Genomic DNA, 14976 nt, shown 5'->3' with positions numbered 1-14976 from the left:
GCGGCGGCATGGGAGAAAGGGACGAGTCCTGACAGACCCGTCCGCCGACCCGGAGGTTCCCGCCGCGGTTCAGCCCGGGCCGCGCAGCTCGCGACGCAGGATCTTGCCGACGTTGCTCTTGGGCAGGTCGTCGCGGAATTCGATGCGCCGCGGCCGCTTGTAGGCGGTGAAGTTCTGCCGGCAGTGGTCGGCCAGCTGCTGCTCGGTGAGCGACGGGTCCTTGCGCACGACGAACAGCCGGACCGCCTCGCCGGTCTTCTCGTCGGGCACGCCGACCGCCGCGCACTCCAGCACACCGGGGTGCAGGTTGACCACCTGCTCGATCTCGGTGGGGTACACGTTGAAGCCGGAGACGATGATCATGTCCTTCTTGCGGTCGACGATGCGGAGGTAGCCGCGCTCGTCGAGCACGCCGATGTCGCCCGACTTGAAGTAGCCGTCCGGTGTCATGACCTTGGCGGTCTCGTCGGGGCGGTTCCAGTAGCCGGCCATCACCTGCGGCCCGCGGATGCAGACTTCGCCGGCCTCGCCAAGCGGCAGGTCGCGGCCGTCGTCGTCGCGGATCGCGATCTCGGTCGACGGGATCGGCAGGCCCACGTTGCCGCTGAACTGCCGCAGGTCCAGCCGGTTGCAGGTGACCAGCGGCGAGGTCTCCGACAGGCCGTAGCCCTCCACCATCGGGCAGCCGGTGATGCGCAGCCACTTCTCCGCGGTGGCCTGCTGGCAGGCCATGCCGCCGCCGGTGGACGCCACCAGGCCGGAGAAGTCGAGCCGCGCGAACTCGGCGTTGTTGGCCAGCGCGTTGAACAGCGTGTTGACGGCCGGGAACATGTTGACGCGGTGCTTCGTCAGCGTCTTGACGAGGCCGGGGATGTCGCGCGGATTGGGGATCAGCAGGTTCTTCATGCCCAGGCGCGCGCCCATCACGAAGCACAGCATCAGCGCATAGATGTGGTACAGCGGCAGCGCACAGACGCAGACGATCTGCTGGCCGCCGACCTTGTCGAGCATGGGGCGGAACCAGGCCTCGGTCTGCATCACGTTGGCCACCACGTTGCGGTGCAGCAGCGTGGCGCCCTTGGACACGCCGGTCGTGCCGCCGGTGTACTGCAGGAAGGCCACGTCGTCCGGCCCCACCGGCGGGCGCACGAGCTTCAGGCGCGTGCCCTCGGCGATGGCCATGTTGAAGCGCGTGACGCTGCGCCCACCGGTGAGCGGCAGCGTGAAGGCCGGCACCATCTTCTTGACGTTGCGCACCACGAAGTTGACCAGCTGGCCCTTCCAGAAGCCCAGCAGGTCGCCCATCGAGACCAGCACCACGTGCTTGACGACCGTGTGGTCGATCACCGCCTCGAGCGTCGCCGCGAAGTTCTCGAGGACCACGATCACCTCGGCGCCGGAATCCTTGAGCTGGAACTGCAGTTCGCGCGCGGTGTAGAGCGGGTTGACGTTGACCACCACGGCACCGACGCGCAGCACCGCCGCAAGCGCCACCAGGTACTGCAGCAGGTTGGGCATCATCAGCGCCACGCGCGTGCCCTTCACGACGCCCTGGGCCTGCAGCCAGGCGCCCAGGGCTTCGGCCAGCTCGTCGATCTGGCGGAAACTGAGTTCGCGCCCCATCAGCACGGCCGCGGAGCGTGCGGCATGCTGCCGGAAAGCCTGGTCGAGGAGCGTTGACAGCGAGGCGTCGGAGCCGGCATCGACCGTGGCCGCCACCGAGGGGGGATAGTGGGCGAGCCAGGGCTTCTTGGCCGGCATGTCCATGCGCGAGCTCCTCCGAAAGACGCCCGATTCTTCGGGCACCGCTGCGGCGCGGCTACGGGAGTTGCCCTGAGCCGGCAGTGGCCTGCGGTTCGGCCGTGAAGAGCTGCGCGAGCAGCGCGCGTTCGCGCGCCTCGATGCCGACCAGGAACTCGCTCGCACCGCGCATCGTCCTGAAGGTCTCGAGGCCGCGCTCGAGGAAGGACTGCAGCTCGCTGAGGCCGGCAGCACGCGCCGGACCGCGCATCATGCGCAGGCTGGTGGTGAGCATCGGCTTGCGCGTGTAGCGGTCGAGCGAACGGCCGACCTCGAGCATCAGGTCGATCTGCTGCGCGCGGTCGGCGCGCCGGCCCGTGGCCTGCCAGGCCCGGGCGTAGGCCCGTGCGTCGACGGCCGGCGACGGCAGTGCCTCGGCCATCGTGCTGTCGAGCGACTCGGACAGCGCATGCAGCTCGCCCAGCGTGGCGACGGTGCCGACGATCTCCTGCGGGAACAGCCGCACCAGCGCCGGCACGATGCGGGCGAACTGCGCGTCGCGCCGGCTGAAATCGCTGGGCCCGTACAGCTCATCGAGGAAGAAGCGCGCGGCCGCGACATAGCGCGGACTCGCCAGCAGCTCGGCATGGGTGTGCTCGAAGCGCGCCTGCTGGTAGGCCTTGACCGCGTGCACCTTCTCGCCGAGTCCGGGCACGGCCTGGCGACGCGCCCGTTCCTGCTCGACGGCGGCGAGGCTGCGCAGGATGGCCGGCGCGTCGGCAGCGGTGGCTCGCAGGGGCGCGGTCATGCGGGTCGGGGGTAATCCGGGATCGCTAATAGAGGCCCGCCTCGATGGACCGGCGCGCGAATGATGCAACACTCCGCGTCGATGACCGTCAGCACCTTCCCTTGTCCCCGGCGCCCGCGGCGCGGGCTGGCCGCATGAGCGCAGGGCCGTCGCGTCGGCGCCTGCTGCAGCTCGGCGCCGGGGCCACGGCGCTGTTCACCGTGGCCGGCGGCGCGGCGTGGCTGTGGCGGCCCGGCGTGCGCGGCGGCCGGCTCACGCCGTCGGGCCGCGCGGTGTTCCGCGCCGTGGCGCGCGCCGTGCTCGAAGGCAGCCTGCCCGCCGAGCCGGCGGCGCTCGACGCAGCGCTGGAGCGCCATCTGCAGCGGCTGGACGAGACGATCGCCGGCTTTCCTGCGGCGACCCAGGCCGAGATCGCGCAGTTGCTCGGCGTGCTGTCGGTGTCGGCCACGCGGCAGTGGCTGACCGGCCTGCGCAGCGACTGGGCCGACGCGAGCGTGAACGAACTCGAGGCCGCGCTGCGCCGCATGCGCACCACCGACCACGAGTTGCGCCAGCAGGCCTATCACGCGCTGCGCGACCTCACCAACGCGGCCTACTTCGCGCAGTCGGAGCACTGGTCGCTGCTGGGCTATCCCGGCCCGAGCGCGGTCTGAGCGGCATGGCCATCACCGACCCCTTCAAGGACGGGCTCGCGCGCGGCTGGAAGGTGTTCGGCGGACGCCACGCGGGTGCGCAGCCGCTGCCGGAGCGGATCAGCTGCGACGTGGCGATCGTCGGCAGCGGCGCGGGCGCCGGCATCACGGCCGAGCTGCTGACCCAGGCCGGCCTCGACGTGCTGCTGATCGAGGAAGGCCCGCTGAAGACCAGCAGCGACTTCCACCAGCTCGAGCGCGAGGCCTACCCGCAGCTCTACCAGGAGAGCGCCGGGCGCAAGACGGCCGACAAGGCGATCAACATCCTGCAGGGCCGCTGCGTCGGCGGATCGACCACGGTCAACTGGACCAGTTCCTTCCGCACGCCCGACGACACGCTGGCCTACTGGCAGCAGCATTTCGGCCTGAAGGACTGCTCGCCCGAGGCGCTGGCGCCGTGGTTCGCGCAGGCCGAGCGGCGCCTCGGCATCGGCCCCTGGCTGGCGCCGCCGAACGAGAACAACGAACTGCTCAAGCGCGGTGCCGACCGGCTGGGCATCCGCGCCGCGACGATCCAGCGCAACGTGAAGGGCTGCTGGAACCTCGGCTCCTGCGGCCTCGGCTGCCCGACGAACGCGAAGCAGTCGATGCTGGTGACCACGATCCCCGCCGCGCTGGAGCGCGGCGCGCGGCTGCTGGTGGAAACGCGCGCGCAGGCCTTCGAACATGACGGTTCGAAGGTCCGCTGGCTCGACTGCGTGCCGGTCGCCACCGACGGCAGCATGGCGTCGGACCGCAGGGTGCGCGTGAGCGCGAAGCACTACGTGGTGGCCGGCGGCGCGATCAACTCGCCGGCGCTGCTGCTGCGATCGAAGGCGCCCGACCCGCACAACCGCCTCGGGCACCGCAGTTTCCTGCATCCGGTGGTGGCGTCGGCGGCGGTCTTCGACCAGCGGGTCGAGGGCTGGGCCGGCGCGCCGCAGACGATCTACAGCGATCACTTCCTCGGCGTCGATCCGATCGACGGCCCGATCGGCTACAAGCTCGAGGCGCCACCGATCCACCCGACGGTGTTCGCGACGACGATGGCCGGCTTCGGGCTCGAGCAGACGCGGCAGCTCCGGCAGTTCCCGCACACGCATGCGCTGCTCGCGCTGCTGCGCGACGGCTTCCATCCGCAGTCGCCCGGCGGGCGCGTGCGGCTGCGCGACGACCGCACGCCGCTGCTCGACTACCCGCTGACCGAGTTCGTGATGGACGGCGCACGCCGCGCGCTGCTGAGCATGGCCGAGCTGCAGTTCGCGGCCGGTGCGCGCGAGGTGATCCCGACCCACGAGCTGGCGCGCAGCTACCGCAGCTGGGACGAGGCGAAGCGCGAGATCGCCGCCCTGCCGATGAAGCCGCAGCTCACGCGCGTGTTCAGCGCGCATGCCATGGGCGGCTGCGGCTTCGCCGGCGAAGCGAAGCGGGGCGTGGTGCAGCCGAACGGCCAGCACTGGCAGCTCGAGAACCTGTCGGTGCACGACGGCTCGCTGTTCCCCACCAGCGTGGGCGCGAACCCGCAGCTGTCGATCTACGGCATCGTCAACCGGCTCGCCAGCGGGCTGGCGCAGCGCCTGGCGGGGCGCACGGTTTCGCTGGCCTAGGACTCACCGGCCCATGCTCGCGCGCTTGCAGCGCTTCGTGATCCTGGCAGTGACGCTGGCCGCGCTGGGCTGGCTGGTAGGGTGGGCGTCGGAGGGACGGCCGGTACTGGCCGTCGCCGGCGCCCTGGTGCTCGCCTTCGGATACGTCTTCATCCTTGCGGTCGAGTTCGTGCTGCTGGCCTGCCTGCACGGCCGCGACGAGACCCCGCGTGCCGGCCCGCTGCAGTTGCTGCGAGCCTGGCTGGGCGAGTGCGTGGTGGCGTGGCAGGTGTTCGTGTGGCGCCAGCCCTTCCACGCCGCGCGCTTCCCCGACGTGCCGGGCCGGCCCGGCGTGCGCGGCGTGGTGTTCGTGCACGGCTACGTCTGCAATCGCGGCCTGTGGGGGCCGTGGCTTGCGCGCTGCACGGCCGAGCAGCGACCGTACGTGGCCGTCGACCTGGAACCGGTGTTCAGTGACCTGGATGTCTACGTGCCACAGCTCGAGGCGGCGGTGGCGCGGCTCGAGCAGTCGACCGGCCTGCCGCCGCTGCTGGTGTGCCACAGCATGGGCGGCCTGGTGGCGCGCGCCTGGCTCGCGGCGACACCCGGCGCCGCCACCCGCGTGCAGCACGTGATCACGATCGGCTCACCGCACCGCGGCACCTGGCTGGCACGACTGAGCCGCACGACGAACTCCCGCCACATGCGCCAGGCGAGCGAGTGGATCACCGGGCTGGCCGCCCGCGAGCCGGCGCTGCACACCGGCCGCTTCACCTGCTTCTACAGCCACGCCGACAACATCGTGTTCCCGGCCTGCGCCGCCACCCTGCCAGGCGCCGACAACCGCCACCTGCCGGCCACGGCCCACGTGGCGATGGTGTTTCACCCGGAGGTGGTGAGCGAGGCAGCGCGCTGGCTTGCCGCCAGCTCCTCGTGCGGGGCCGGCGGCACGTCGGAGCGCTGACGCAGCACCCGCCAGGCGAGCCAGCCGATACAGCCCGCCAGCAGCAGGTGGTGCACGGCGTGGCCGCTGACCGCCCCACCGCTGGCTTGCCACACCCAGCCATCTGCGGTGTCGACGAACCTCGCCGCCGCGAACCACAGCAGCGCCACAACCCAGTCGCTCGGGCGCAGGCCGTCGCTGCGCAGACCCCACACGCCGAGCGGCATCAGCAGCACCGGCAGCAACTGGAGCCACAGCAGCCAGCGCAAGTCAGGACCGCCGAGCCAGGCCGCGCTGGCTGCGCAGGCCAGACCGCCGAGCGGCCCGCTCGCGACGGCCCCCGCCAGCAGCCGGGGAGTGACCCAGCGGGGCCCCAGCCGTTCTGCAAGGTAGATCAGGGACAGCAGGACGCAAACACTGGCGGTCGCGACCTGCCTCAGCAGGAAGCCGACATCGCCCGGCGCAAGATGGTCCAGTGCGCCGACCACGGTGGTCAGCGTGGCCGCGCCGAAGAACAGGTGCCACGCCAGGCGACGTGGGCCGCCGGCACGGTGGCGGCGCAGGCCGACGGTGCCCACCACGCTGGCCGCGAACAGGGGCAGCAGCGACAGCAGGTTCCAGCCCTGGGCCAGACCGAGGACGGTGCGCGAATCGGTGTTGCGTTCGGTCTGCGCCGGATAGCCGACCGGCCCCCAGGCGAGCAGGCCCATCAGGCTCGCGAACAGCATCGCCCCCAGCAAGGCCAGTGCGCAGCGGGTGGACAACTGGGGCGACATCGAGGGCAGCGGGGCAGTGGCGTTCACTGCCGACGAGTCTCGACGCGCTCACCCTGTCACACATCGCTCTCGCGGGGGCCCCCGTTGGGGGAGGCCAGGAGGCGTGACGGCTTCAGCCGGCCGGCGTGAAGCAGCGCTCGCCGTCCAGCACGACGCCGGCCTCCACCAGCGGCTGCTGGCGCACCGCAGCGTAGACCGGCGTGAAGTCCGGCGCGGTGGCGTCGAACAACTGCCGGAAGCTGTCGATCACGAAGTAGCCGGCCTGGTAGCTGTCGATCTTGTAGAGCGTGCGCATCAGTCGCTGCAGATCGAAGGCGATGCGCTGCGGCTCGGGGGACAGGACCGCGTGGCGCAGCTCGCCAGCGCTCGACAGGATGCCGGCCCCATAGGCGCGCAGGCCCTGCGGCGTGTCGATCAGCCCGAACTCCACCGTGTACCAGTACAGCCGCGCCAGCAACTCGCAGGCGTCGAGCCGGCTCGCCTTGAGCCCGCCCGCGCCATAGGCCTGCATGTAGTCGGCGAACACCGGGTTGAACAGCAGGGGCACGTGGCCGAACAGGTCGTGGAAGACATCGGGTTCGACGACGTAGTCGAACTCCTCGGGGGTGCGGATCCAGTCGGTGACCGGGAATTTCCGTTGGGCGAGCAACGCGAAGAAGGCCTCCTCGGGGATCAGGCCGGGCACGCCGACGATCTGCCAGCCGGTGGCCTTCGACAACCGCGCGGAGATGTCGCTGAAGCGCGGGATGCGATCGGGGGCGCCGAGCTGCTCGACGGCGTCGATGAACGCCTGGCAGGCCAGACCCGGCAGCTGCCGCAGCTGGCGGGCATAGAGACGGCGGTAGGTCTCGTGGTCGGCCTCGGTGTAGCGGGCCATGTCCTGCTCGCAGCTGTAGTCGGCCCGCGCGCGCGAGTAGTCGCCGCGCGGCGGCCGGTCGCCCTGCCCGTAGGTGACCGGCGCCACGCCCTTGTTCACGCCGTCATGGAAGTCGTGCTTCATGGCCGGTGGGTGTTCGTCCGGTCGGCCGCTCAGACGCCCTGCGTCACCGCCTCGCCGGCCAGCACGCCGCGGCGCATCTGATCGAGCTCGATGCTCTCGAACAGGGCCTTGAAGTTACCCTCGCCGAAGCCCTGGTCGCCCTTGCGCTGGATGAACTCGAAGAAGATCGGTCCGAGCTGGTTCTCGCTGAAGATCTGCAGCAGCAGTTCGCCGGCCTTGCCGTCGATCAGGATGCGGCGCGCGCGCAGCGCGGCGAGGTCTTCACCGTGGCCGGGGATGCGCTGGTCGACCCGCTCGTAGTAGGTGTCGGGCGTTCCGAGCAGCTTCACGCCCTGGGCGCGCAGCGCATCGACGGTGGCCGGCAGGTCGAGCGAGGCCAGCGCCACGTGCTGGATGCCTTCGCCGTGGTAGCGGTCGAGGTACTCCTGGATCTGCCCGGCCGTCTCGTTGCCCTCTTCGTTGATCGGGATGCGGATCTTGCCGCAGGGGCTGGTCATGGCCTTGCTCTTCACGCCGGTGACCTGGCCCTCGATGTCGAAGTAGCGGATCTCGCGGAAGTTGAACAGCCGCGCATAGAACTCGGCCCACTCGGCCATGCGGCCGCGGTGCACGTTGTGCGTCAGGTGGTCGACGACGGTGAGGCCGTGCCCCTCCGGCGTGAGCGTGGCGCCGGGCAGCGGCTCGAAGTCGACGTCGAAGAAGCCGATGTTGCCGATGTCCCCGTCCTTCGCACCGTTCTTGCCGCGCCAGCGGTCGACCAGGTAGATCAGCGAGTCGCCCACGCCCTTGATGGCGGGGATATTGAGTTCACCCGGGCCGGCATGGCCGGCATAGCCCCACGCGCCGAGCGCGACGGCCCGCTCGCTGGCAGCCTTGGCGTCCCGCACGCGGAACGCGATGGCGCAGATGCTCGGGCCGTGCAGTCGCGCGAAGCGCTGCGCGAACGAGTCGGGCTCCGCGTTGACGATGAAGTTGATCTCGCCCTGCCGGTACAGCGTGACCTGCTTGTGGCGGTGCTTGGCGATCGCGCGGAAGCCCATGCGCTCGAACAGCGCGCCCATGGCGGCAGGGTCCGGCGCGGCGTACTCGATGAACTCGAAGCCGTCGGTGCCCATCGGGTTGTCCCAAGGGGTGAATTGCATGCGCGGACCTCGCTGGCGTGGAGAAAGAACTGTCTCCACTGTATAGAGCATGCGGCGCAGGTTTACTGCAAACCACGCGCTAATGACCCGCATCACGCATGATTACTGCACAATCAATCTCATGGAAGCCTCTATCGAGCTCGATATGATCGACCGACGCATCCTGCGCGCGCTACAGGCCAATGGCCGCGCCACCTACGACCAGCTGGCCGCCGAGGTACAGCTGTCGGCCTCGGCCGCACTGCGGCGCGTGAAGCGGCTGGAGGAAGCGGGCGTGATCGCGGGCTATGCAGCGGTGGTGCCGCCGGCGCGCGTGGGCCTGGGGCTCACGGCCTTCATCAGCGTGCGGCTCGAGAAGCACACCGAGACGCACAAGCGCAACCCGATGGACCTGTTCAAGGCCTCGGTGCAGGTGTGGCCCGAGGTGGTGGAGTGCGTGGCGCTGACCGGCGAGACCGACTACCACCTGCGCGTCGTGGTGCAGGACATGGCGCACTACTCGCGCTTCATCATGGACACGCTGCTGAAGCACCCGAGCGTCGAGGACTGCAAGACGAGCTTCGTGATGGACCGCGTGAAGGCGACCAGCGCCACGCCGGTGTGAGACGTCGGCCTCAGGCCGTCTTCACGTCGACCAGGCCCAGCAGTTCCTTCATCTGCTCGCGCATCCTGAACTTCTGGATCTTGCCGGTCACCGTCATCGGGAAGGCGTCGACGAAGTGGATGTGGCGCGGCACCTTGTGGCGCGCGATCTGGCCGTCGCAGAACGCGCGCAGCTCGTCGGCGCCGAGCTGCTCGCCGGCCCGCACGATGACGCAGGCACACAGCTCCTCGCCGTACTTCGGATCGGGCACGCCGATCACCTGCACGTCCTGCACCTTGGGGTGGCGGTAGAGGAATTCCTCGATCTCGCGCGGGTAGAGGTTCTCGCCGCCGCGGATCACCATGTCCTTCAGGCGGCCGACGATGTTGCAGTAGCCCTCGGCGTCCAGCGTGGCGAGGTCGCCGGTGTGCATCCAGCCCGCCGCATCGATGGCCTCGCGGGTCTTCGCCGCGTCGTCCCAGTAGCCCAGCATGACCGAGTAGCCGCGCGTGCACAGCTCGCCGGGTTCGCCGCGCGGCACGATGCGGCCGGCCTCGTCGACGAGCTTCACCTCGCAGTGCGGCTGGATGCGCCCGACGGTGGACACGCGCCGCTCCAGCGGGTCGTCGGTGGCGCTCTGGAAGCTGACGGGCGATGTTTCGGTCATGCCGTAGGCGATGGTGACCTCGGCCATGTGCATCTTGTCGACCACGCGGCGCATCACCTCGATCGGGCAGGGGCTGCCGGCCATGATGCCGGTGCGCAGGCTGCGCAGGTCGTGGCGCGCGAAGTCGGGGTGATCGAGCTGGGCGATGAACATCGTCGGCACGCCGTACAGCACGGTGCAGCGTTCCTCGGCCACCGCCGCCAGCGTGGCCGCGGCATCGAAGCCCTCGGACGGGTAGACCATGGTCGCGCCGTGCGTGAGTGCCCCCAGGTTGCCCATCACCATGCCGAAGCAGTGGTACAGCGGCACCGGGATGCACAGCCGGTCGCCCGGCACGAGGCGGATCGCCTCGCCGACGAAGTGGCCGTTGTTCAGGATGTTGTGGTGCGACAGGGTCGCACCCTTGGGGTTGCCGGTGGTGCCCGAGGTGAACTGGATGTTGACCGCGTCGTCGAACTGCAGCGTCTCGCCGAGCCGGGCCAGGTCGACCCGGTCGTCGGCGCGCGGCGTGCGCAGCAACGTGTCGAAGTTCAGCATGCCCGGCGTCGCCTCCGCACCCAGGCGGATCACGAACTCCAGGTCCGGCAGGCGCTGCGCGCGCAGGCGACCCGGCGCGCAGTGCGCGAGCTCGGGCGCCAGGTCGGCGAGCATCGCGAGGTAGTCGCTGCCCTTGAACGACGGGGCGGCGATCAACGCTCGGCAGCCCACCTTGGTGAGGGCGTATTCGAGCTCGCTGCGCCGGTAGGCCGGGTTGATGTTCACCAGCACCAGCCCGAGCTTGGCGGTGGCGAACTGCGTCAGCGTCCACTCGGCGTTGTTGGGCGACCAGATGCCGATGCGCTCCCCGGTCTTGAGGCCCAGGCGCATCAGGCCGCAGGCCAGCGCGTCGACGCGCTGGCGCAGCTCGGCGTAGCTGAGCCGCAGCTGCTGGTGGCGCACGACCAGCGCGTCGCGCTCGGCGTGGCGCTCGCAGGCGGCGTCGAACCAGCGGCCGATCGTCTCGCCGATCAGCGCCTGCGACGAGGCGCCGTGCACGTAGCTCGCGTTGTCCATGTGCGCCCCCTGCTCAGGCCTCGGCCTTCAGTTGCGGGAAGTCCTCCTCGAAGAACTCGCCGGCTGCGCGCACGCCGGCCGCGCGCCGCTCGACCTCCTGCGCGCGCAGCTGCACGCGGCGGATCTTCCCGGAGATGGTCTTGGGCAGTTCGGTGACGAACTCGATGCGCCGCACGCGCTTGTAGGGCGCGAGCTGCTTGCGCGCGAACCCGAGGATCGCCTCGGCCAGCGCGCGGTCGGGCGTGTGGCCGGCGGTGAGGATCAGGTAGGCCTTGGGCACGGCCAGGCGCAGCGGGTCGGGGCTGGGCACCACCGCCACCTCGGCCACCGCCTCGTGCTCGATCAGCGCGCTCTCGAGCTCGAAGGGGCTGATGCGGTAGTCGGAGGCCTTGAACACGTCGTCGGCACGGCCGACGAAGGTGATGTAGCCCTCGGCATCGCGCGCCGCCACATCGCCGGTGTGGTAGTAGCCGTCGCGCATCGCGTCGGCGGTCTTCTCGGCGCTGTCCTGGTAGCCCACCATCAGGCCGAGCGGCCGCTCGGCCAGCACGATGCAGACCTCGCCCTCGTCGGCCTCCCTGCCGTCGGCGTCGATCAGCGCGATGCGGTAGCCCGGCAGCGGCCGGCCCATCGAGCCGGGCTTGAGCGGCTGGCCGGGGGCGTTGCCGATCTGCGCGGTGGTCTCGGTCTGGCCGTAGCCGTCGCGCACCGTCAGGTCCCAGGCGGCGCGCACCTGTTCGATGATCTCGGGGTTGAGCGGTTCGCCCGCGCCGATCAGCTCGCGCAGCGCGAGCCGGCCACGGTAGGCGCCCAGGTCTTCCTGCACCATCATGCGCCACACAGTGGGCGGCGCGCACAGACTGGTGACGCGGCAGCGCTCGAGCACGGCCAGCAGGCCGGCCGCGTTGAAGCGTGCGCTGTTGTAGATGAACACGCAGGCGCCGGCGTTCCAGGGTGCGAAGAAGCAGCTCCAGGCGTGCTTGGCCCAGCCGGGCGAGGAGATGTTGAGGTGCACGTCGCCGGGGCGCAGGCCGATCCAGTACATCGTCGACAGGTGCCCGACCGGGTAGCTCTGGTGGGTGTGCAGCACCAGCTTGGGCTTGGAGGTGGTGCCCGAGGTGAAGTACAGCAGCAGCGGGTCGCTCGCGCGCGTCGGTCCGTCGGGGGTGTAGGCGGTGGGGGCGGCGGCCGCGTCCTCGAAGCGCTGCCAGCCGGGCCGCGCCTCGCCGATGCTGATGCGGGTGTAGCCGCCCGGCAGCGGCGCGAACTTGTCGGTCTGCGCGCTGGCCGTCACCACGTGCCGCACGTCGCCGCGCTCCATGCGGTCGCGCAGGTCCTCGGTGGTCAGCAGCGAGGTGGCCGGGATCAGCACCGCGCCGAGCTTCATCGCCGCCAACATGGTCTCCCACAGCGCCAGCTCGTTGCCGAGCATCAGCAGCACGCGGTCGCCGCGCCGCACGCCCAGCGCTCGCAAGTGGTTGGCCACCTGGGCCGAGCGCTGCGACAGCTCGCGGAACGAGCGCTTCACCTCGCTGCCGTCCTCGCCGACGATCCACAGCGCCGGCACGTCGGCGCGTGCGGGGTCGCGCGCCATCGCGTCGAAGTGGTCCAGCGCCCAGTTGAAGTCGCCGAGCACCGGCCAGCGGAATTCGCGCGTCGCCGCAGCCTGGTCGTCGCGCAGGCGCAGCAGCAGGTCACGGGCTTGCAGGAAGGGAGCGGCGGACGTCATGGCGAACTCCTGGTCAGCGAACCGCGTCGATGCTAGGGGTGGCAGCTGCAGCGACACCAGAGGGTGAAACCGAAGCGGGTCTACCCGGCCCGGCCGCGGCACCGCGTCGTGTCCATCACGGCGGACTGGCCCCGGCGCTGACGAACAGCCACAGCGACGCCAGTTCGTCCGGCTGGAAGGTCGTGCCCCAGGCCGGCATGGCACGCAGCCCCTGCGTGACCGAGCGTTCGAAACGCTCGCGCTGGTCCTTCGGAAAGCTGCGCAGGTCGAAGCTGGCGCCGTTGCTGACCATGTTCACGCCATGGCAGCGCGCGCAGTAGCTGGTGTAGAGCGAGCGCCCCAGCGCGGCGCTCGCGCCGCCTTCGGGCGCCTGCGCCAGGGCCGCCGGCCCCGACAGCAACGCGGCCCCCAGCAGCGCGGCGAACACGGCCCCACGGGCGAGGGTCATCGCGGCCGGCATCAGTCGATCAGCCTGAAGGTCCACACCGACGAGCCGGCCGGCACCTGCGCCAGCTTGGCATCGCCGCCGAGGAAGCCGTACACGGTGGCGGCGCCGCTGGTCACGGTGACGTACTGCTGGCCCTTGTGTTCCCAGGTGATCGGCAGGCCTGAGATGCCCGAGCCGGTCTGGAACTGCCACAGCTTCGTGCCGGTGTCGGCGTCGAAGGCCATGAACTCGCCGGTCTGCGCGCCGGTGAAGACCAGCCCGCCGGCAGTGGACAGCACGCCGCTCCAGTACGGCGCCGCGGTCGGGCTCTCCCACAGCTTCCTGCCGGTGGCGGGATCCCAGGCGACCAGCGCGCCGCGCATGCCGCCGTCCGGGTCGACCCAGCCGCCGAGTTCGAGCCCCAGGTACCAGGCGCCCTGCCGGTAGGCCGGCGTGCCGTACTTGACCTTCATGCCGAAGTTGAGCGTGTTCAGGTAGACGCGCTTCTTCTGCGGGTCGAAGCTCATCGGCATCCAGTTCTTGGCACCGAAGGCGCTGGGCCAGGCCTCGATGAAGTCCTTGCTCTCGACATTGGCCCGCACCGTCTTCGTCATCTCGGTGTCGATGGGGCGGCCGGTCTTCATGTCGATGCCGCTCGCCCAGTTGACCTTCTGCGCGAACTGCGTGGCCGACAGCAGCTTGCCGTTGCTGCGGTCGAGCACGTAGAAGTAGCCGTTGCGGTTGGCCTGCATCAGCACCTTGCGGGCAGCTCCGTTCACCGGCAGCTCGCCCAGCACCAGTTCGTTGGTGGCGTCGTAGTCGTAGGGATCGCCGGGGGAGGTTTGGTAGTGCCAGACGATCTTGCCGGTGGCCGGGTCGAGCGCGAGGATGGAGCAGATGTAGAGCGAGTCCTTGCCGCGCCACGCCGGATTCCACGGCCCGCCGTTGCCGGTGCCCCAGTAGACGAGGTTGAGCTCGGGGTCGTAGGTGCCGGTCAGCCAGGTGGGCGCGCCGCCCTTGTCGTGGCGGTCGGCGTTCCAGGTCTCGGAGCCGGGCTCGCCGGGGGCGGGCACGGTCCAGGTGCGCCACTTCTTCTCGCCGGTCTTGAGGTCCCAGCCGTCGAGGAAGCCGCGCGTGCCGTACTCGCCACCGGAGATGCCGGTGATCAGCACGCCGCCCGCGACCAGCGGCGCGTGGGTCATGCTGTAGCCCTGCTTGTAGTCGGCCGCCTTCTGCTTCCACAGCGTCTTGCCGCTGGCCATGTCGAGGGCCAGCACGTGGGCGTCGATGGTGGTGCGGTAGAGCACGCCGTCGAGCGCCGCCATGCCGCGGCTCTGGATGCCGCAGCACAGGTAGCCGTTCACGTCGGCCGGCAGGTCGATGGCGACCTTCCACTTCTGGCGGCCGGTCTCGGCGTCGATCGCCACCGTGGCGTTGTGCGTCGACACGTACATCACGCCGCCGATCAGCAGCGGCTGCGTCGAGGCGTTCGCGGAGTTGTCGAGGCTCAGGTTCCAGGCCGGCACCAGGCGCTTGACGGTGGACTTGTTGATCTTGGCCAGCGCCGAGTAGCGCTGCTGCCCCCAACCCATGCCGTAGGTCGTCACGTCGCCCGGCGTGGCCGCGTCGCGCCTGAGGTCGTCGATCGTCTGCGCCAGCGCCAGCGGCGCCAGACAGGCCAGGGCCAGGCCGGGCGCAGCCCTCGCGAAATCCCGCTTCATCCTTCGTCTCCTCTTGCGGCGGCCGAGCAACATGCTGCAGCCCCGGAATGCAGGGCGAACGATAGGTTTTGGCTCAGGGGGCACCCAATCAAGTAGTTTCCCTAGGCGTTTTTTGTTCCAGCCTGGTACA

The 14976-nt window shown here is 70.4% G+C and carries 13 protein-coding genes; 4 read left to right on the top strand and 9 right to left on the bottom strand.

The genetic code is table 11. The annotated features are described in order from the left end of the window. Positions 1–69: 69 nt before the first annotated feature. Both C1M51_RS11050 and C1M51_RS11045 read right to left on the bottom strand, forming a co-directional pair. Positions 70–1767 (bottom strand): long-chain-fatty-acid--CoA ligase, encoded by a 1698-nt coding sequence (locus C1M51_RS11050; protein ID WP_129449783.1) that lies wholly within the window; start codon positions 1765–1767, stop codon positions 70–72. A 52-nt stretch (positions 1768–1819) separates the two neighbouring features. Beyond that, entirely contained in the window at positions 1820–2548 is a 729-nt protein-coding gene (locus tag C1M51_RS11045; RefSeq protein WP_129449781.1) for an FFLEELY motif protein, read from the bottom strand. Between the two features lie 134 nt (positions 2549–2682). Between C1M51_RS11045 and C1M51_RS11040 the strand changes: the two genes are divergently transcribed. The 3 genes from C1M51_RS11040 to C1M51_RS11030 are packed head-to-tail and all read left to right on the top strand — an operon-like array spanning position 2683 to position 5769. Then, the gene (locus tag C1M51_RS11040; RefSeq protein WP_129449780.1) at positions 2683–3201 is read left to right on the top strand and encodes a hypothetical protein; all 519 of its coding nucleotides are present in this window, start codon (positions 2683–2685) and stop codon (positions 3199–3201) included. Between the two features lie 5 nt (positions 3202–3206). Next, positions 3207–4826, top strand: a complete 1620-nt coding sequence (locus C1M51_RS11035; RefSeq protein WP_129449778.1) for a GMC family oxidoreductase — start codon at positions 3207–3209, stop codon at positions 4824–4826. A 13-nt stretch (positions 4827–4839) separates the two neighbouring features. Beyond that, on the top strand, positions 4840–5769 hold the full coding sequence (locus tag C1M51_RS11030) for an alpha/beta fold hydrolase (protein WP_129449777.1): 930 nt from the start codon (positions 4840–4842) through the stop codon (positions 5767–5769). Here the strand turns inward: C1M51_RS11030 and C1M51_RS11025 are convergent. The 3 genes from C1M51_RS11025 to hppD all read right to left on the bottom strand — a co-directional run bounded on the left by C1M51_RS11025 (position 5688) and on the right by hppD (position 8666). Further along, complete coding sequence (locus C1M51_RS11025; protein ID WP_129449775.1) at positions 5688–6524, bottom strand: hypothetical protein; 837 nt, start codon at positions 6522–6524, stop codon at positions 5688–5690. The genes C1M51_RS11030 and C1M51_RS11025 overlap by 82 nt on opposite strands. Positions 6525–6636: 112 nt before the next feature. Continuing rightward, positions 6637–7524: a phenylalanine 4-monooxygenase gene (phhA, locus tag C1M51_RS11020; RefSeq protein ID WP_129449773.1), complete on the bottom strand. Its 888-nt coding sequence runs from the start codon at positions 7522–7524 to the stop codon at positions 6637–6639. Positions 7525–7553: 29 nt separating this feature from the next. Next, the gene (gene hppD / locus C1M51_RS11015; protein ID WP_129449771.1) at positions 7554–8666 is read right to left on the bottom strand and encodes a 4-hydroxyphenylpyruvate dioxygenase; all 1113 of its coding nucleotides are present in this window, start codon (positions 8664–8666) and stop codon (positions 7554–7556) included. 121 nt (positions 8667–8787) lie between these two features. Between hppD and C1M51_RS11010 the strand changes: the two genes are divergently transcribed. Then, positions 8788–9270, top strand: a complete 483-nt coding sequence (locus C1M51_RS11010) for an Lrp/AsnC family transcriptional regulator (protein ID WP_129449770.1) — start codon at positions 8788–8790, stop codon at positions 9268–9270. Positions 9271–9280: 10 nt separating this feature from the next. Here the strand turns inward: C1M51_RS11010 and C1M51_RS11005 are convergent, their stop codons facing one another. From C1M51_RS11005 to C1M51_RS10990, 4 genes are all read right to left on the bottom strand, one after another. Then, positions 9281–10969, bottom strand: coding sequence for an AMP-binding protein (locus C1M51_RS11005; protein ID WP_129449768.1), 1689 nt, complete (start codon positions 10967–10969; stop codon positions 9281–9283). Between the two features lie 13 nt (positions 10970–10982). Next, positions 10983–12698 carry an AMP-binding protein gene (locus C1M51_RS11000; protein ID WP_129449766.1) on the bottom strand — a complete coding sequence of 572 codons (1716 nt, stop codon included), beginning with the start codon at positions 12696–12698 and terminating at the stop codon, positions 10983–10985. Positions 12699–12813: 115 nt separating this feature from the next. After that, complete coding sequence (locus C1M51_RS10995) at positions 12814–13146, bottom strand: cytochrome c (protein ID WP_165349677.1); 333 nt, start codon at positions 13144–13146, stop codon at positions 12814–12816. Between the two features lie 11 nt (positions 13147–13157). Beyond that, complete coding sequence (locus C1M51_RS10990) at positions 13158–14846, bottom strand: methanol/ethanol family PQQ-dependent dehydrogenase (protein WP_129449762.1); 1689 nt, start codon at positions 14844–14846, stop codon at positions 13158–13160. Positions 14847–14976: the final 130 nt, after the last annotated feature.

Source organism: Methylibium sp. Pch-M, assembly GCF_004136295.1.
In the GTDB taxonomy this organism is placed as follows: Bacteria; Pseudomonadota; Gammaproteobacteria; order Burkholderiales; family Burkholderiaceae_C; genus Methylibium; species Methylibium petroleiphilum.
This window is presented reverse-complemented; position numbering and strand designations above follow the sequence as displayed.